The sequence below is a fragment of the Acetomicrobium flavidum genome (assembly GCF_900129645.1).
GTDB lineage: Bacteria > Synergistota > Synergistia > Synergistales > Acetomicrobiaceae > Acetomicrobium > Acetomicrobium flavidum.
Window position 1 is genome coordinate 1,228,650 of record NZ_FSQZ01000001.1, and the last position, 18,838, is coordinate 1,247,487.

Here is an 18,838-nt window from a genome sequence, read left to right on the forward strand (position 1 = left end):
GACAAATGAATGAAGTAAAGAACAGTTGTCTTGGATTGATATTCGACGTTCAAAGGTACTCCATACACGATGGACCCGGCATAAGGACGACAGTGTTCTTCAAGGGATGTCCTTTGAAGTGCTGGTGGTGTCATAATCCTGAGGGAATAGACTCTGGCAAGGAGTTGATGTACTTCGAGTATAAGTGCATGCACTGTGGCACCTGTGCTGAAGTGTGTCCTATGGGGGCAATCGAGTTCGACGAAAGCCCCAGAGTTAGCAGACATCTATGCATAGCGTGCGGTAACTGCTCTGCTGCTTGCCCGAGTGACGCCCTAAGGCTTGTGGGAAGGGAGTACACCGTGGGCGAGCTCATGAAGGAGATAGAAAGAGACGTCCTCTACTTTGATAATTCAAGCGGTGGAGTTACCTTTTCTGGCGGCGAGCCGTTGTATCAGCATGAGTTTTTGCTTGAGGTGTTGAAGGAATGCAAGAAAATGGGCATTCATAGGACGCTTGATACGTCTGGATTTGCGCCGCAGGAAGTTTTAGCTTTGGTCATGGATTACGTGGACCTTTTTCTGTATGACCTTAAGCTAATCGACGAAAAGGAACATATCAAATACACGGGCGTATCGAACGCTCAGATCAAGGAAAACTTGCGCTTTTTGGTGAACTACGGCAGGGCAAAGGACATAATACTCCGTTTTCCTGTGATCCCAGGGATAAACGACACGCCTGACAATGTAGAGGATATGGTCGAATTTATCTCGACTCTAAAGGGCTTAAGGGAAGTAGACCTCCTTCCCTACCATGACGTAAGCGAAAAGTACAACAGGCTCGATAAGGACTACAAGATGACGGTTCACAAATCCCCTTCGCGGGAAAGGTTAATGGAGATCAAAAGGAAGTTCGAGGACATAGGTCTGTACGTTAAGCTTTAAATTTAAAGATTAAAGAAAATAAGGCCTCAAAGCTGTTAACCGGCATTGAGGCCTTATTTTTAACGGTTTGCACGATCTGTCTATCGCAAGGTAAACCCATATTTTAGTGGATCTTCGTCGTCTATCATGTAATGGCTTACGCCGGTCACAAAGGCCCTACCTGTGATTTCAGGGATCACTGCATCTAGGCCTGCGACCTTTGTCGTTCCCTTTAACCTTCCTATGAATTGTGTGCCCAGTATGCTTTCGTTTATGAATTCCTGGCCAATTTTGAGTTCCCCGCGGGCAAAAAGGGAGGCCATCTTAGCACAGGTTCCCGTACCGCAGGGGGAGCGGTCGAGCGACTTCTCGCCAAAAATTACGGCGTTCCTGTAATGCACGCCTTCTTGTGGCACTTTTTCGAATATCTCTACCAGATCGATCGTGTTTATATGCGGTTTTTCAGGGTGCCCGACTTGGATGGAATTATTTACACATTCCAGTATCTCCATCCCAGCATCGATCAGCCTTTGGGCATATGGCTTTTCGATCTTCAGGCCTAACCGTTCGGCTGAGATCAGGGCAAAAAAGTTTCCTCCAAACGCGATATCCATCTTTATTTCGCCAAATGACGGTGTATTTACTAATACGTCCTTTTTGTATAAGAATGCAGGGACATTTTCAAAGGTCACTCCCTTTGTCCTGCCATTTGAGACTGCAACCCCGGCTTTGACGATACCTGCAGGTGTATCTAATGTTATGTTTGTAATGGGCTCAATTGGCGTTACCATTCCCATCTCGACTGCGACCGTACATACACCTATGGTTCCATGTCCGCACATATTCACGTATCCGCCGCTTTCCATGAATATCACACCGAAATCCGCATCAGGTGTCGTTGGAGAGGTCATTATCGCTCCGAACATATCGCTATGACCCCTCGGTTCAAGGAGCAAGGCGGTCCTCAAATAGTCCAGGTTGGATGCCATGTATTCCCTTTTTTCGGACATGGTTTTACCGGGAATGTTTGGAATGCCTCCGATGATCACCCTTGTCGGTTCTCCCATGGTGTGGGAATCGACCGCAATTATTGAACGGGAAATCTTCATCAGCTCAATCCTCCTCTAATTGGGTTTTCTCTCGGTCCTCTATTGGTCTTGACAGTTGGATTGGGCAGGATTATATTGAGCAATAAATACATTATAGTATATTTTTTATTGTGCGATTAGTATGAATATTCCGACCTATTTTGGACAGCGTCAATCGGAAGTCGAAGATTTTCCCCATGTACCTAGAATATGTATCACTCATTGCAACCCTGACAGATGAATAAGAGCTTGCTCTATAGTTATTCAATTTAACTCCTTATCTCGTCGAAATAACATTACAAAGCAACGGCCAATAAAGTATGCTGACATTCAAGCTTTTATTAGAAGAGCGAATAAAGGGGGGATAGATCGAGGTAAGTTCGCTGGGATATCGCTAGGCATATTTATGGGGGAAGGCATTATTTAGCCGAAGAGACAAGAGAGGGGGATGCTAAATGAGCGATAAGGATGCCTTTATGACGAGGTTGGGATTTGTCACGGCGGCCATGGGGCAAGCCATAGGGACAGGCAATATATGGCGATTTCCAAGGGTTGCTACAGCTAATGGCGGTGGACCTTTCATGGTGGCCTATGTGATTGCAGTCTTTGTGTGGGCCGTGCCTTTGCTCATGGCGGAAATGAGCCTTGGAATGCACACTAGAAAAGGATCTGTAGGCGCCTTTCGGGATTTCATGGGCAAGAAGTACACATGGATGGGCGGATGGCATGCATTTGTATGTCTTGCCCTGGGGGCTTATTATTCCGTCACGATGGGATGGGCAATTAAATACTTCGTATTGAGCATAACGACCCTGAGGCCTGGCGTGGATACGGAATTGGTGTGGAATAGCTTTATCTCTTCTCCTTGGCAGGGCATTTTTTACCATGCCATATCTGTAGCTATTGCTGCGGTGGTAGTTTTTAGAGGCGTCAACAAGGGCATAGAATTGGCCTCCAAGCTTATGATACCGACTTTATTTGTATTGTTGATAATAGCAATGATAAGGGCTTTGACACTTCCTGGTGCTGCTGGTGGCTTAAATTACCTGTTTAACCCAAACTTTAGCAAGTTATTAAACGGTAGGGTGTGGCTTGAGGCATTTACGCAAGCGGCCTGGTCCACCGGAGCCGGATGGGGTTTCATGACTACCTATGCTGCTTACAGCCGTGAAAAGGAAGACATTGCCTGCAATGCATTTATGGTAGGCTTGGCTGATACATCTGCTGCTTTATTGGCCGGCATGACGGTGATACCCACCATATATGCCCTTGCTCCTGAAAATCTATATGAAGCCATAGGTGCAGGCAATACCGGCCTTACGTTTATATGGTTGGCGAGGCTTCTTCCCACGATGCCTGCCGGAACATTAGTGTCTGCCTTATTTTTCCTCGCCATGACCTTTGCTGCGGTAACCTCGCTTTATGCTATGTACGAAGTTGGCATAAAAAGCTACTTTATAGATGCAGGATGGTCCAGGAGAAAGGCTGCATCTGTGGTAGTGGCCTTATGTTTTTTGGGAGGCTTGCCGTCGGCCATAAATGTGGAGTTCCTGAATAACCAAGACCAGGTGTGGGGAGTTGGACTTCTGGTAAGCGGTCTTTTTGTCGCCATAGCCATGATGAAATATGGAGTAGAAAAGGTCAGGAAGGAAATCATCAACCCCGTTTCAGAGCTGTACGTGGGGAAATGGTGGAATTGGTGCATCCTTTGCTTCCCAGCGATGTTTACCATCGTATGCGGTTGGTGGACGTATCAGCAATTTACTTGGTATCCTGCGACGTGGTGGAACCCCTTTGAGACCTATAGCCCAGGAACGATGTTCCTGCAGTGGGCATTGGTAATAGTGATTTTTATGCTGTTCAACAATACTTTAGCGAAAGCCATTATAAATAATGATGAGGTCGTTAAAGTGGAGGTCATGGGAGAGCCTATTAAAGGGGGAGCAAGATCATGAGCACGGGCAGCCTTATTACCATGATAGTGATATTGGGATTGGTATGGGGAGGAACTTTGTATTTTATGAATGTGGCTTTTTCCAGCGAGCGCAAGAAGGCTCAAACTAAATGATATATTGGTGTATATTTATATAAAACAAGGCGACCAAACGAATTAATTTATAAATGCTTCGTATAATCAGGAGGTGGCAAGCTTGGAACTGATCAGGGAACACCCGGTACTGGAGTTTCGCCATGGCAGGTTGGTCAGGTTTACCTTCGAGGGCAAGGAGATGGAGGGGTTCGAGGGAGAGCCTATAGCCATGGCCCTTCATGCCAACGGGATTAAGGTATACCGCGAGACGCCCGAGATGAAGAGGCCTCGCGGCTTTTTTTGCGCCATAGGCAAGTGCTCTTCCTGCTTTATGGTCGTGGACGGAGTGCCTAACGTGCGAACCTGCATAACGCCCCTTAAAGAGGGCATGCGAATCGAAGTGCAGCGGGGGAAGGGCAAGATTAAGCTCAATCACGAAGGTGATCTGAAGTGAAAAACACCGAGGTTTTAGTGATAGGCGGGGGACCTGCTGGGTTATCGGCAGCTGCCGAGGCGGCATCCTACGGCGCTCATGTCATGATCGTAGATAGCGATCTAAGGCTTGGAGGCCAACTGATAAAACAGACGCACAAGTTCTTCGGTTCCGCATTCGAGCGAGCAGGCACACGGGGGTTTGTCATATCCGATATACTGCTAGACGAACTTAAAGGATACGGCAATAGGGTCGAGACTTACTCCAATTGCACGGCCCTGGGCTACTACAAGGACGATGGCGTGGTCAACTGCATGGAGGGCGAGGAAAATTACTTTAAGGTTTTGCCCAAGAAGATCTTGGTGGCCACGGGAGCACAAGAACGCCTGATACCCTTCCCAAACAATGACCTCCCCGGCGTGTACGGTGCGGGGGCGGTGCAGACCTTAATGAACGTCTACGGTGTGGTGCCGGGCAAAAGGGTGCTCATGGTTGGAGCGGGAAACATAGGACTCATAGTAAGTTACCAGCTGCTTCAAGCGGGGGTAGAGGTAGCGGCCATAGTCGAAGCGATGCCAAGGATAGGGGGATACTGGGTGCATGCGGCCAAGGTCAGAAGGCTTGGCGTTCCCATCCTACTGGAGCACTCCATCAAAGAGGCCTTGGGTAAAGACGTAGTAGAAGGTGCCATAATACAGCAGATAAGCCCAGGATGTGGCTTTATAGGGGAGGAAATTCACGTCGATTGCGACGTCATATGCATGGCAGTCGGTTTAAATCCCACATGCGAGCTTTTGTGGCAAGCGGGATGCGAGATGAAATACGTCCCTCAGCTTTGCGGGCACGTGGCTCTTCGAGATAGATCCATGCGCACGAGCAACCCAAACGTATGGGTGGCGGGCGACGCCGCTGGAATAGAAGAGGCCTCAAGCGCCATGGTGGAAGGTCGCATCGCGGGCCTCAGCATGGCTTACGACCTTGGTTACGCTAAGGAAGAAGAATACCTGGAGAAACTTGACGTTTACTGGGAAAGGCTAAATGCCTTAAGAAACGGCGAGACTGGCGTCAAGATTAGAGAAGGCATCGCTCAAGTTTTAACGGATGATTTCGGAGGTAATGAAAGATGAACCAGGGTGAAAGGCTTTTCAACAGCGGAGTGCTTCCTCCGGAGATGTATGGCAAACACCAGCCTCCTAAGGATCTATGGGAGAAGAAGAAAAACGGCCTAGTTATCGTGGAATGCCCCCAAAGGATTCCCTGCAACCCCTGCCATACGGGATGTCCCACCGGTGCGATAAAGGAGTTTGCCGACATAAACGATACGCCGCAGATTGACTACGAAAAGTGCACAGGATGCGCTATGTGCGTCGCTAAATGTCCCGGACTTGCCTGTTTCGTCGCAGATCTTACTTACGGTGGCGATGAAGAGGCCCTACTTAAGCTGCCCTATGAGATGTTGCCGTTGCCTGACGAAGGGGAAGAGGTCGAATGCCTAAACCGCGAGGGCAAGGTCGTTTCTAAGGGGAAGGTCTTGAAGATCATGGAGCCCTGGAAGGATAAGACCAAGGTCGTACACGTGGCAGTGCCCAAATCCCTTGTGATGGAGATAAGGGCCATAAGGGTGGTGAGGAGCAGATGACAGAAGAAGAAAAGGAAAGAAACGTAATCGTATGCAGATGCGAAGAGATAACCATGGGGGAAATACGGGACTGGATCGCAAGAGGATACGACACCTTCGACGAGCTCAAACACATCCTGCGTGTAGGTATGGGTCCCTGTCAGGGCAGAGGATGCAGGGAGATAATCTTGAGGGAGATAGCCAAGATGAAAAACGTCCCGGTAAGTCAGGTTGATCCCGGAACCTTTCGTCCGCCTTCCAAGCCGGTTAAACTTGAGCTTTTAGCCGAGGAGGTGGACAAATAAGATGCCCGAAGAATGGAAGAACACGGCAAATGTCGTAGTGATTGGCGCCGGAATTCAGGGGTGTTCAATAGCTTACAACTTGGCCAAGTTGGGCATGAAAGATGTCGTGGTTCTCGAAAAGGATACTCCAACGGCAGGTTCGACGGGAAGGTGTGCTGCCGGCATTAGGGCTCAGTGGGGAACGAAGATGAACTGTCAGTTGGGATTAGCCTCCCTCGAGATATTAGAAAACCTCCATGAAGAGCTCGGAATGGACATAGGCCTTCATCAGGGTGGCTACCTCATGGTTGCCTATAAAGAAAGCGAATTTGAGCAGTTAAAGAAAAATGTGGCACTTCAAAACAGCTTAGGCATCACCTCAAGGGTTGTGAGCAAAGAAGAGGCATACGAGATATGCCCGACCCTCTCGGCAGAAGATGCCGTTGGGTTTACCTATCACCACAGAGACGGCCATGCCGATCCCTTCCTTACGACCATAGCCTACCACAAGGCTGCAAGCGAGAGAGGTGTGAGGTTTTATAAGTTCACCGAATGTACGGGCATAAAGGTGAAAGACGGTGAGGTCAAAGGTGTCGTTACGACAAGGGGAGAGATAGATGCCCCGGTAGTCGTGGATGCGGCCGGCCCTTACTCGCAGCATATCGCTGCCATGGCAGGCATTAAGCTTCCCTTCTATTCCGAAAGACATGAGATATTGGTCACGGAGCCCGTTGAATTCGGAGTTTGCCCCTGCATGCTCATGAGCTTTTCCGGCAATTATTACATACAACAAAGGCCTATAGGTTCAATAATAGGCGGCTGCAGCCCTGAGGGGCACCCTGAGGATTACTCCCTTGGAAACACGTGGAACTTCCTGGAGCATATGTCGAGGGTGATAGTCAAACTGCTGCCAAAGCTTGGAGGAGTAAGGGTCGTAAGGCAGTGGTCCGGCATGTACAACATGTCGCCTGACAAGCAGCCCGTCATTGGGGAATCCAAAGAAGTGAAGGGATTTTACATCTCAGCGGGCTTTTCGGGGCATGGGTTCATGTTCGGTCCCATTTCAGGCAAGCTCCTTGCCGAGCTTATCGTCACGGGAACGACCTCCATACCGATCGATGTATTGAATTATGATCGCTTCGAGAAGGGCGAATTGATAGAGGAGCCCGCCGTAGTGTAAGGGCGTAAAATAAGGGGATATCATGAAAATCTAAATCATGATATCCCTAAATTTTATACGCAGAAAGGATGACTTGAAATAGCCGACGAAAAGCTTGTGCACGACAGGTTTACGTTGAACATTGGAGAAGGCGTAAATATCACCTTGATAGATCTGCCCATCGACAACCTAGCGGGATTTCATCATTTCTTAAGCAGCTGGCTCATCGTGGACAAAACTTTGGATAGAGTCTCGTTAGTCGACGTTGGTCCGGCTTCGACTGTGCCTGTTTTGATGAAGAATATCGAGGGACTCGGCATATCGAAGCTGGATTTGATTTTACTGACGCACGTGCATCTCGATCACTCGGGAGGGCTAGGACAGCTGCTTGAAGTTTTTGGCTCTGCCAGGGTTTTGGTACATCCAAAAGGAAAGAAGCACTTGGTAAACCCCGATCGTCTTTGGAAATCAAGCGTTGATGTGTTAGGTGACGTAGCTTTGGCTTACGGAAGGCCCATTGCCGTAAACGAGTCCTGCTTTTTGCCGGAAGATGTCGGATTGGATCGCATAACTAAGATTGAAACGTCAGGTCATGCATCCCATCACTATTCGTTTCTTTGCGATCTTGGATTAAAGGTCCTCTTCGCAGGAGAAGCCGCAGGAACGTATTACAAAAGGGGATTCGCCTACCCTGGAGTTAGCGACGGCACGTTTATATTGCGCCCGGCGACGCCGCCGAAATTTTACCTTGACAGCGCTCTTTCAAGCATAAAGGAGTTAAAGGCTTTGGACGCAGGCATTATGTGCTATGCTCACTTTGGTTATACTGATGAGGTAAATAAGTTCCTCGATTTGGAGGAAAGGCAACTCCTGCATTGGAACGATTTGATTTGCGACTACTTATCCGACCATCAGGGATTGCCTGTCGACCCGGAGGATGTGGCGTGTTATTTAATTGAACGGGATCCTCTTTTGAGCGATTTCTCACATTTGCCTGAGGACATCAAAATTCGAGAAATGGGCAACATCCTTTCTTCAATCAATGGCTTTTTGGATTATCTGTCCAAAACAATATAAGGGGAGGGAATTGGGTTGAGGTCTTTAATGCTATCTAGGAGTTCCCTTGAGGAGCTGAACATAAGGATGGCCGATATCATAGAAGCCGTGGAGCGCGGGTTTAGGCTGAAGGGAGAAGGCAAGGTGAGCATGCCTGCGAAGATAGGCATACATCCCAGAAAGGATTGTTTTATCCATGCCATGCCGTGCTACATAGGAGGGGAGGTAGATGCTTCAGGCATCAAGTGGGTAGCAGGCTATCCGTCCAACCAAGAGAAGGGGCTTCCCTATATAAGCGGCATCATGTGCTTGAACGAAAGCGATACGGGGCTGGTAAAGGCCATAATGGACGCGTCTTGGATAACAGCCTATCGCACAGGGGCCGCCTCTGCCGTGTGTGCTAAATACCTGGGCGACCCCGACTCAAAGGTGATCGCGGTGATAGGTCTAGGTGTGCAGGGAAGGATGAACCTCATGGCCTTGATGGAGGTGTTTAAAGAAGTAAGGCAGGTCAGGGTATATGACGTGTTTCCCTCGCAAATAGAACGTTATATCAAGGACATGTCCCCATTGTTTAAGCAATGCCAATTCGTCGCCTGCGACAGTCCCAAAGAAGCAGTTGCGGATGCCGACGTGGTCGTCACCTGTACCCCGATCGTCGAATGCCCCAAGAGATACATTCGCGCCGAATGTCTCAAGGAAGATGTGCTGGCCATTGCCGTGGACTACGACTCGTCCTTTTGCGCTCCCGTAATGGCGGAGGCAGACGTATTCGTGTGCGACGATACCGGCCAATACCTTTGGACACAGGAGCAGGGAGTTTACTTCCAGGACGGCTATCCGACAAAGGATAAGATCTACGCGGACATGGGCGAGCTTTGTGCCGGCTTGAAAACTCCGGTGAGAAAAGGCCGTCGCGGCGCCGTGCTCATGGGCATCGCAAGTCACGACGTGATGACAGCCCAATTGGCCTATGAAAAGGCTTTAGACAAGGGCATCGGCCAGTGGATTGAGATATAGTAAAATATTAAATTATAATTTACGTGCGGCGAGGGCTAAAATATATGTTAAGCCTTCGCCGCGGCTTATTGACTAGACGATCAGATCTACGAACTTGAAGTTCAAGGTATCGACCAATCCCCTGTTGGTTATTCGAAGCTCAGGAATTACGGGAAGCGAAAGCAGAGCCATGGTCATGAAGGGTGACACCATGGTGCATCCTAGTTTGCGCCATGCCTCATCCAAGGCCTTGACATGGGCATCCACCTCTTCCACGGGTTTGTCTGACATCAAGCCTGCTATGGGAAGTTCGACCAAGGCCAGCACTTTGCCGTCGCATACGGCGACCATACCGCCGCCGCACTTGCGCAGGACGTTTCCCGCAAAGGCCATGTCGGCGTCGTTTGTGCCCATGATCAAAAGGTTATGGCTGTCATGTGCCACGGTGGAAGCCACTGCCCCCCGCTTCAAGCTAAACCCGCTGACGAAGCCAATCCCCATGTTGCCGGGTCCGCCGTGACGCTCTACAACGGCGACCTTGGCCAGGTCTTGGGAAGGATCGGCTTCTATCCTTTGGTCATGAACCTTAAGCTTCGTAGTTCTGTGAAAGGTATTTACCCTTGCCTCGACCACTTGGATTACCCTGACAGTTACTTCCTTTTCAGGCCCACCGTATTTGATCTCGAAGTCGCTTGCTGAAAGCTCATATTTTAGATGTACCGAGTTAAGCGCCCAATCGGGATAGTTTGGAGCTTTTAGTTCCGTCGTCAACTTGCCCTCCCGGGCAACAATCTCTCCGTCCGTCATGACTATCTCTGGGTTAAAATCGGCCAAGTCTCTAAGGAAAAGAATATCTGCACATCTTCCTGGAGCTATTGCTCCTATTTCGTGGCTTACGCGGAAGCACTCGGCGGTGTTTATAGTGGCCATCTGTATGGCGCTAATGGGGTTCATGCCCTCTTCGATGGCCCTTTTTACTACGTGGTTCATGTGGCCAAGCGTCAGTATGGTGTGAGGGTGAGTGTCGTCGGTGACGAGCAATGCCCTTCTGTCGTCTACGAAGGTCTCGGTCAAGCTCTTGATAGTGGCCTTTATGTCCTGCCAGGCCGATCCCTCTCGCATCTTGTTATACATGCCCAGGCGCATCCTGGCCAAGGCATCTTCTTTCCTTGTCCCTTCATGGCAAGATGCCACGCCGGAGGCCGCGTAAGCCTGTAAGCCTATTTCCGTTTCGGGTATGGAGTAATGCCCGGTTACGATCTTTCCTGACTGCATCGTTATTTTAAGCATCTCGTGCACATTTTCGTCGCCCGCTAACACGCCGGGAAAGTTCATCATCTCGCCCAAGCCTATTATCTCGTCCCACTTCATGGCCTCGGCTATCTCCCTTGGCGTGATGACGGCTCCGGCATCCTCGAATCCGGGAGCGGACGGCACGCACGATGGCATGGTGGCAAACACCTTTAGCGGCAAATTTTTGCCCTCGTCCACCATCAGCTTGACGCCCCTTAATCCCAAGACGTTTGCTATCTCGTGGGGATCCATGAAGATGGTGGTAGTCCCGCAAGGAAGCGCTGCCCTGGCAAACTGCGTCACCGTGACCATGCTGGACTCTACATGCATATGGCCGTCAAGAAGTCCCGGCGTCAAATAAAATCCAGAAGCATCTATAATGTTCGTATTTGGGCCGATCGTGTGATCCGCGTTCCCGACGAGGACGATGCGCCCTTTGTATATGGCTACGTCTGCAGGCAATATCTCCTTTGTGAAGACATTTACCACAAGTCCTCCCTTTATCACGGTATCTGCCTTTATTTTGCCTTGGGCTGCAAGCGTTAGGTCGCGTGTAACCTCGTAAAGAGCATTTCTTCCCAAAAACCTCGGCATATTGTCACCCCTTTTCGGTTCCTTAGTTTAAAATAATTAATACTATTATAAGACAAGCAGAAGGCACGGTGATTTTTGTTGAGATGGGAAGATGTCTTAGAAAGGGCCAGGGAATCGTTGAAGGGGATATGTCATCTGTGTCCCGTCTGTGATATGAAGGCCTGTGCCGGAAAAGTGCCGGGCATAGGCGGCATAGGCACTGGAAGCAGCGCGAAGAACAATTACGAGGCACTTCGAGGGCTAAAGTTTAAGATGAAGCTGCTTCATGACGTTGACAAGCCCGATATGGGAGTTGAGCTTTTTGGACAAAAATTGGCGTTGCCGGTCATTGGGGCGGCCGTCGCCGGCGCCAAGGTCAACTTCGCCGCCAAGATAGCCGAAAAGGAGTTCGCGCAGGCTCAACTGGTTGGTGCCATGGAGGCGGGCACGATCGCCATGATAGGAGACGGCCCGGGAGATCTTTATGACGATACCATAGCGGCCTTAAGGGAAGCAGGTAAAGGCATTGCCATAATAAAGCCAAGGGAATTTGACGAAATAATGAGACGAATCAAGATGGCTGAAGAAGCGGGAGCTTTGGCCGTGGGCATCGATGTAGATGCAGCCGGGTTGGTCAACATGAGGAGATCGGGCGAGTTGGTTCGTCCTTTAAATCCGAACATCCTTAAAAGGATATGCGAAAGTTCAAATCTGCCGGTGATAGTTAAGGGCATAATGGCCGAAGAGGAAGCTGTGATGGCTTGCGATGCAGGTGCCAGCGCCATAGTGGTGTCCAACCATGGCGGAAGGGTATTAGACGACCTGCCGGGCACGATATCCGTTCTTCCCGGAATAGCCTCAAGGGTTAGGGGTCGATGTATCGTATTGGCCGATGGAGGCGTAAGGACTGGGTCCGATGTGTTGAAATTTTTGGCCTGTGGGGCCAGCGCAGTGTTGGTGGGACGCCCAGTCGTTTGGGGTGTCTTTGGAGGTGGCAAGGAAGGAGTCAGGCTCCTTTACGAGAGATTGGCACAGGAGCTGTCCGTCGCGATGATGCTAACATCCTGTCCAAGCGTAAGGGAAGTCTCTCATTGTATATCGGGAAACTGAAGATTAAAACTGGAGGACTGATGCCGTCATGGTTATGAAGCGTTGGTGCTTTTTTATGAGATTTGCCCTGTTCGCGGTCATTATGGCCCTTGTGGCAAATTGCCCGTATATGGCCCAGGCCGCAGAGGAGGGAGACTACGATGTCATAGTGGTAGGCGCAGGTACCGGGGGTGTAGCAGCAGCGGTTCAGGCGGGTCGATTGGGGGCAAGGGTGGCCTTGTTTGAGGAAACGAACGTCCTTGGCGGCCAAATGGTGGCCTCCGCTGTCTCCACTATGGATGACATGTACGGCGTTAGGTGGGGAATTTACGGCGAGTTTCTGGATGCCATATTAAAACATTACGCTTCCTTGGGCAAATCGGTGGGTACGTGCTACTGGACGCCCATAACTGTGGCCTTCGAGCCCACAGTTGCAGACTACGTCTTAGCTCAGATGATAAAAGATGTTCGAGATGGCAAGACAACCCGCGACGGCAAGCCGGGCCGGTTAGATGTGTTCTTCAAGGCAAAGGTACAAAAAGTGCTCAAATCAAGCGACGGCAAAAGCGTTACGGGCATTGTGGCTGACGTCAATGGCAAAAAGGTTGTGTGCAACAGTAAGATATTGATAGATGCGACCGAATACGGCGATCTGCTTCCCCTTGCAGGCGCTGGCTACAGGGTTGGCCGTAACGTCGTCGACGGTGAGTTTAGCAAACTTGACGAAGACGCCAGGGTGCAGGACATCACATGGGTAGCCGTGATCAAACACTACCCCGGTGGCGTTCCGGATGAGCTTAAAGTAAAGACCCCTCCTCCAGGCTACAATGACATGAGGGAGACCTTCAAGTCCTACGTGGCAAGGGACGGCTTTACGTTCAAGAAATACCCCCTCAAGTTTCCGGTAGATCTGCCCACACATCATGCCTATAGAGGTTTGCCCGACAGTTCGGCACCGGGAAACGCAGATGCATCAAGCCCATTTAGTTGGTTATTACTCACTAAGACCGAGGTCAATTGGGCCAACGACTATCCCGGAAAGGCAGGTTACAAGGGAAAAAGCGGCCTTCCGGTTGCATATCTTGAAGACCCTACTTTCAGGAAACAAGCCGATGCCAAGGCGATGCTGGTGACGATTGGCTTCATTTACTACCTACAAAATGAGCTTGGTTGCGATTGGTCCGTGGCATCGGACATCTTTGAGTCAGACGAAACATATCAGGGGCTAAAGGACTACGTTCCCTTGGAATATGCTTCTATCGTCAGGCATTTTCCGCCTCGCCCTTACGTGCGGGAAAGCAGAAGGCTCATAGGAGTTAAGACTTTGACATCTCGGGAGTTGCGGGAAAACTCCGAGAGCTACATAAGAAACGAGGGCAGGGAGTTGCGCAACTCTGTGGCGGTGGGCCGTTACGTGTTGGATCTACATGGAGCAGACGAAACGGAACAGTTTGAGGCCGAATTTGGCGAGACCAAGGAATCAATAGCAAAAAATAAACCCCTGGGCCCCTTTCAGGTGCCTTTTGAAATTTTCATACCTCAAAAGCTGGACGGATTTTTAGTGGCCGAAAAGAACCTGTCGATGAGCCGTTTGGCCTCAGGTGCGCTTAGGCTGCAGCCGATAACCATGCTTACAGGGCAGGCCGTGGGCACGATAGCGGCCCTGGCCGTCAAGGAAGGCGTCCAACCCAGGGATGTGAGCGTATTAAAGGTGCAGAGATTGCTTCTGGAATCGGGGGACAGGTTGGCCTTATGCGTTTACAAAGACGTCCCGTCCGATCACCCCTTTTGGGCTGCCGTTCAGTTGGCAACTATAAGGGGTTGGATGGAGCCAAAAAATTTGCCCACCTTTGCCGCGCAAAGGGTCGATAACTACAATGATATGCTGCAGGCCTCAAAGAAAGGCAGGACCAAGGGCATATTTGGAGTGGATGAACCCTTGAGCTGGAGAGTTGCAAACGGAATGATTAGTGATATACTGGATGACCTAGGCAGTCAGCGCAAGGTCGTTTTACACAGTGGTATGAGCGATGAACCGATCCCCAGAGGAAAGTTTATACTTGCTTTGTCCGAAGCCCTTTATCCCTCGGAAGCTCCCAAACCCATCACCACCGATAAGGAAAAGATAGCTTGGGCTTACAGGAAGCTATCCCCGTTTTTGAAGGACCCGTGTGGTGATCCGACCGGAGCGATTACAAGGGGAGAGGCCTTAGAGATAGCGATGAGGGCTTTGACGGGCTGGTAAGAGTGGTAAGGTAGTTAAAGGAGCGGGATAGACGATGGCTTCTAAGGTGGCGCCCACCAGGGGCGTTTTGATGAGAATGGTTCGTGCCGCAGCCTTGGCAGAGAAGGGGCACGATCTGCTTGAAAGAAAAAGGCAAATCCTCATGATGGAGTTGGTCAAACACATCGACGATGCCAAGGAACTGCAAAAGGAGATGGCATCAGTGTTTTCCGATGCCTATAAGGCCCTGGGGAAGGCGAACATATCCATGGGCATAGATGTCGTCGAGGATATTGCCATGGCCGTGCCCGAGGAGAAGGACTTCATAATAAGGCTCAAATCGATCATGGGGGTAGAGATTCCCGAAATCGATCCCATCAACGCCGGCTTAAAACCAAGCTATTCATTCTACGGCACGACCGGGTCGCTGGACATCGCCTATAGTGCCTTTAGAAGGGTGCTGGAGCTCATCTCCCGCCTGGCTGCCGTGGAGACAAGCGTGTACAGGTTGGCGGTGCAAATCAAAAAGACCCACAAGAGGGTGAACGCCCTGGAAAAGGTGGCCATACCCTTCTACAAATCCTCCATCGCGTATATAGAAAATGTGTTGGAGGAAGGGGAAAGGGAAGATATTGTACGAATGAAAAAGGCAAAGGAAAACTTGGGAGAGAAACGGTGAGGGAAGGGAGCATGAAAGATGGCTTCTATACAGGAAGCTTTGGCGATACTTTTAGGCGCAGACGCTGAGGCGAAAAACGTAATAGAGGAAGCTAAAAAAAGGGCTGAAGAAATAGTGGGCGAGGCCAAGCGAAAAGGGGCTTCCGAGAGGGAGACAAGGTTAAAGGCAGCTAAGGAGCAGGCAAAGGCCATAGTCGATTCCGCCAGAGCATCCGCTCAAGCGGAAGCCCAACAGATCGAGGCTTTGGGACGTCAGGAGCTGGAACGTATGGAAAGCAGATTTAACGAGAACGCTCCGGCCATAATACAGGGCCTCGTGGCTGAATTGGTGAATAAATACCTGCAGAAGGCGACCGGTAAATGAGCTACTCCCCCATATCCGCTGGCGAATGCGTATCCACCGGAGCGAAGGCCCATGTGTTGTTTGGCAGGATGTTGGATGACAACGATTTTTGGGCTTTGCTTGAGTGTGATTCTCCACAGGAGATAGCGGGGTACCTCAAGAGGACGGAAGGGTATGCCAAGTATCTCGAGGCAGTTATGGCTGCCACCGTGCATAGGGCAGAGCTTGAGCATGCCTTACTTGCCGTTCCTCTCTACGCTGTAGCTTCATTTTTGCCCTACTATGGGGGCGCAAGAAAAAGATTTCTGAGGGCATGGGTGGAGAGGTTTCAGGCAGGTTTGTTAAAGCAGGTCATGCGATGGCTCTTTGCCGGTCGAGGCGAGAGGGAATCGCTCAGATCCGGCTATGAGGGGTTACCCTTCGTGACCTTGCCCTTTGAGGCCTTGATCTCCTGCAAGGATTTCGAGGAATTCATAAAGACGTTAAGGGGCACGAAGTATTATGCGGTCTTGAGGGAGCCCGTAGACTGGCTGCTAAAGGGAAGAGGAAACCTATATTCATGCGAGACGGCCATAGATGCTTACGTTATATCTAACATCTATCGCTCGGCCTTAAGCTTGCCGATGCTCGAGCGGCCGGAGGTCTTAAATTTGCTTGGAAGCATGGTCGATGTGCTTAACGTTTACTTTTGTTACAGGGCTAAGCGCTTTTACGCCATGAGTCGCGAGGAGATCGTAAACCGTTTGCTGCCGGTGCGCTTCAAGGTTAAGGGGCCGACCATAAACAGGCTTGCTTCCTGCGACGACATGGAGGCCTTTTGGTCCGTCTTATCTACTACTAATTACTTGCGAGCGTTCGGCACGGAGCCGCCCAACGACGAGCTTGCCTTGGAAAGGGATATGAAGAGGTTCTTGCGCGAAAGGGCTTTATCCACCTTTCGCAAGGGATCTCCTTCTTTTCATACCGTGATCGCCTATTTGATGTTGCTGGAATTTGAGGTGAGGGATATCATCACCATCATCGAGGACGTGAGATACGATTATAACAGGCGAATTGCTGCAGCCTTTTTAACGCGCCCTCTGATACCGGGAGGTGCTTTGTCTTGGCGATAATGAAGATGTTGGCCGTGACTCTCATCGGTCCCAAGGACGAAATGGAGTATGTAGCCAACCAGATGATCTTACTAGGCGGTTTTCAGCCCCTGTCGCTTGACCTCATTTTGGGCGATAGGACCCTGAGGTCCAAGGTCAAGACAGCTACCGACAATCCCTACGACGAGCTGCTGTCAGAGATGGGATACGTCTGGCAAGCTGCCGGCGAAAGCTTGCCTGAACCGTATCCTGTTCCCGTGACTAAGGAACAGACATACGAGAAGATGAGGGCAGAAGTGCGCAGGGTAACCGAAAAGCTGCGCCTCTGGGCAGAGCGCAAATCTTCCCTTCAGGAGGAAGTGGACAAGCTCAGGGCAATATTGGTCTGTGCCGATGCTTTGGTCAAGAACAAGATGGACCCCAAAGAGCTTCTGGATACGGAAAATTTAATCATGTATTTTGGCAAGTTGTCCGACGACAACTTCAAGCGCCTTGAAGAAAGCATACAATCCGTTCCCATGTTAGTCATGAAGCTTGACAGTTGGCACCAGGAGACGTGGATGTTGGCCTTCGCCATACCCGAATACAGGGAAGGGGCCGAAAAGCTCTTGGACTCCGTATACTTCAAGGGTTATTCCATCGAGGAAGTGCTAAAGACTATTTCGGACAACCCAATGGAGGCCCTGCAAAGAAGGATAGGAAACAAGCTCAAGGCCATAGAAGGTTTATCGATGGCAGCAAAAAAATTCCTGGACGAACAGAGGAAGGAGCTCGAAAGGCTTTACTCCTCCGTTTATACCATGCAGCGTATATATGACCTATGTAGGGGAAGGGGAGAGATAGGCGATATTTACGTGCTCTCGGGATGGATTCCCGAGGACATGTTAGCGCAGCTTAAAGGCTTGATCGAGCATCAGGCTCCGAAGACGACGATAATGATCGAGGAGGAAAAGAACCTTCCCTATAGCGAGATCAGGGTCCCTACGTATCTGCGAAACCTGCCCTTGGTAAGGGCCTTTCAGCACGTTGTGGCCATGTACAGTTTGCCCTCCTACGGCGAGATCGACCCCTCCTTCTTCGTTGCCGTTACCTTCTGTTTGTTTTTCGGCTTCATGTTCGGGGATGTGGGCCATGGCTTGGTGCTGGGTTTGGTTGCCCATCTGCTTCAAAAGAAGCGCAAGATGAGCAAGTCCTTGGCTACCGTGCTCAAGGCTGCCGGCTGCAGTTCGGTGTTGTTCGGCTTCCTTTACGGAAGCATTTTTGGCTTCGAGGACATAATACCGGCCATCTGGATGTCTCCAATGAAGGATATGGGGAAGATGCTTTCGCTTTCTTTGATAATAGGGGTTTCAATAGTTACCTTCGGGATGATATTAAACATGATAGTTTGTTACAGACAGCGCGACTTTGGCCGAATGCTCTTCGACGGAAGGGGCATGGCGGGGTTGTTTTTTTATTTGACCGCTGCCTGGGCCATATATGCGGTGATGACTCATAAGCCATTGCCGGTTCCCGGCTGGTTGTTAGCGCTTCTTCTTTGCATCTTGCTTGGATGTATGGTATTGAGAGATTTGCTGGCAAGGATCCTGCTCAAGGAAAGGGTATCGGCTTCGGAGAACGAGCGCGGGGGGTTGTACATATTCGAGGTATTTCACAACTTGCTCAGTTTTTTGAGCAATACCATTTCCTTTTTGCGTTTGGCCGCCTTTGCCTTGAACCACGTGGGGTTGTCGCTGGCCGTGTTCATGCTGTCCGATATGGTTACTGCATTGCCGGGAGGATTCTTTGCAAAGATAGCCATATTGGTTATAGGCAACGTCGTGATAATTGGCCTGGAAGGACTTATCGTGTTCATTCAGACTTTGAGGTTGGAATACTACGAGTTCTTCAGCAAGTTCTATAAGGGTGGCGGCGTTTCTTTCAAGCCCGTCAGATGGGAAAAGACCGGCGAGTCTGTCAGCCGTAGTCAAATGTAATCT

General features: G+C 50.2%; 18 protein-coding genes. 16 read left to right on the top strand and 2 right to left on the bottom strand.

Annotated elements, in window-relative coordinates:
* Positions 1-5 precede the first annotated feature (5 nt).
* Positions 6-923, top strand: coding sequence for a glycyl-radical enzyme activating protein (locus BUQ78_RS06260; protein WP_074199633.1), 918 nt, complete (start codon positions 6-8; stop codon positions 921-923).
* Positions 924-1,003: 80 nt separating this feature from the next.
* Here the strand turns inward: BUQ78_RS06260 and BUQ78_RS06265 are convergent, their stop codons facing one another.
* Entirely contained in the window at positions 1,004-2,011 is a 1,008-nt protein-coding gene (locus tag BUQ78_RS06265; RefSeq protein WP_074199634.1) for a proline racemase family protein, read from the bottom strand.
* A gap of 434 nt (positions 2,012-2,445) precedes the next feature.
* On the opposite strand from BUQ78_RS06265, the gene BUQ78_RS06270 reads away from it, so the two are divergent.
* From BUQ78_RS06270 to BUQ78_RS06305, 9 genes are all read left to right on the top strand, one after another.
* Positions 2,446-3,945 (top strand): sodium-dependent transporter, encoded by a 1,500-nt coding sequence (locus BUQ78_RS06270; RefSeq protein WP_074199635.1) that lies wholly within the window; start codon positions 2,446-2,448, stop codon positions 3,943-3,945.
* Entirely contained in the window at positions 3,942-4,058 is a 117-nt protein-coding gene (locus BUQ78_RS09990) for a MetS family NSS transporter small subunit (RefSeq protein WP_143228347.1), read from the top strand. The genes BUQ78_RS06270 and BUQ78_RS09990 overlap by 4 nt, the downstream gene beginning before the upstream one ends.
* An 82-nt stretch (positions 4,059-4,140) precedes the next feature.
* Entirely contained in the window at positions 4,141-4,473 is a 333-nt protein-coding gene (locus BUQ78_RS06275) for a (2Fe-2S)-binding protein (RefSeq protein WP_014807731.1), read from the top strand.
* Positions 4,470-5,579: an NAD(P)/FAD-dependent oxidoreductase gene (locus tag BUQ78_RS06280; protein WP_074199636.1), complete on the top strand. Its 1,110-nt coding sequence runs from the start codon at positions 4,470-4,472 to the stop codon at positions 5,577-5,579. Before BUQ78_RS06275 ends, BUQ78_RS06280 begins: the two co-directional genes overlap by 4 nt.
* Positions 5,576-6,091, top strand: coding sequence for a 4Fe-4S dicluster domain-containing protein (locus tag BUQ78_RS06285; protein WP_074199637.1), 516 nt, complete (start codon positions 5,576-5,578; stop codon positions 6,089-6,091). The genes BUQ78_RS06280 and BUQ78_RS06285 overlap by 4 nt, the downstream gene beginning before the upstream one ends.
* On the top strand, positions 6,088-6,375 hold the full coding sequence (locus tag BUQ78_RS06290) for a (2Fe-2S)-binding protein (protein ID WP_014807728.1): 288 nt from the start codon (positions 6,088-6,090) through the stop codon (positions 6,373-6,375). Before BUQ78_RS06285 ends, BUQ78_RS06290 begins: the two co-directional genes overlap by 4 nt.
* Before the next feature lies 1 nt (position 6,376).
* Positions 6,377-7,534 (top strand): NAD(P)/FAD-dependent oxidoreductase, encoded by a 1,158-nt coding sequence (locus BUQ78_RS06295; protein ID WP_074199638.1) that lies wholly within the window; start codon positions 6,377-6,379, stop codon positions 7,532-7,534.
* Between the two features lie 114 nt (positions 7,535-7,648).
* Complete coding sequence (locus BUQ78_RS06300; RefSeq protein WP_074200186.1) at positions 7,649-8,590, top strand: MBL fold metallo-hydrolase; 942 nt, start codon at positions 7,649-7,651, stop codon at positions 8,588-8,590.
* 15 nt (positions 8,591-8,605) lie between these two features.
* Positions 8,606-9,589, top strand: coding sequence for an ornithine cyclodeaminase family protein (locus tag BUQ78_RS06305; RefSeq protein WP_084532259.1), 984 nt, complete (start codon positions 8,606-8,608; stop codon positions 9,587-9,589).
* Between the two features lie 72 nt (positions 9,590-9,661).
* On the opposite strand, the gene ade is transcribed toward BUQ78_RS06305, so the two are convergent.
* Positions 9,662-11,455 (bottom strand): adenine deaminase, encoded by a 1,794-nt coding sequence (gene ade, locus BUQ78_RS06310; RefSeq protein WP_074199639.1) that lies wholly within the window; start codon positions 11,453-11,455, stop codon positions 9,662-9,664.
* A 75-nt stretch (positions 11,456-11,530) separates the two neighbouring features.
* Between ade and BUQ78_RS06315 the strand changes: the two genes are divergently transcribed.
* From BUQ78_RS06315 to BUQ78_RS06340, 6 genes are read left to right on the top strand one after another with little or no spacing between them, the layout of a single operon-like run.
* Positions 11,531-12,544 carry an alpha-hydroxy-acid oxidizing protein gene (locus BUQ78_RS06315; RefSeq protein ID WP_084532261.1) on the top strand — a complete coding sequence of 338 codons (1,014 nt, stop codon included), beginning with the start codon at positions 11,531-11,533 and terminating at the stop codon, positions 12,542-12,544.
* A gap of 28 nt (positions 12,545-12,572) precedes the next feature.
* Positions 12,573-14,768, top strand: a complete 2,196-nt coding sequence (locus BUQ78_RS06320; RefSeq protein ID WP_074199640.1) for an FAD-dependent oxidoreductase — start codon at positions 12,573-12,575, stop codon at positions 14,766-14,768.
* Positions 14,769-14,802: 34 nt separating this feature from the next.
* The gene (locus tag BUQ78_RS06325) at positions 14,803-15,426 is read left to right on the top strand and encodes a V-type ATP synthase subunit D (protein WP_074199641.1); all 624 of its coding nucleotides are present in this window, start codon (positions 14,803-14,805) and stop codon (positions 15,424-15,426) included.
* Between the two features lie 18 nt (positions 15,427-15,444).
* A complete protein-coding gene (locus BUQ78_RS06330; protein WP_074199642.1) occupies positions 15,445-15,789 on the top strand; it encodes an ATPase in 345 nt (114 codons plus the stop codon).
* Positions 15,786-16,880: a V-type ATPase subunit gene (locus BUQ78_RS06335; RefSeq protein WP_074199643.1), complete on the top strand. Its 1,095-nt coding sequence runs from the start codon at positions 15,786-15,788 to the stop codon at positions 16,878-16,880. Before BUQ78_RS06330 ends, BUQ78_RS06335 begins: the two co-directional genes overlap by 4 nt.
* Positions 16,880-18,835: a V-type ATP synthase subunit I gene (locus BUQ78_RS06340; protein WP_318259647.1), complete on the top strand. Its 1,956-nt coding sequence runs from the start codon at positions 16,880-16,882 to the stop codon at positions 18,833-18,835. The genes BUQ78_RS06335 and BUQ78_RS06340 overlap by 1 nt, the downstream gene beginning before the upstream one ends.
* Positions 18,836-18,838: the final 3 nt, after the last annotated feature.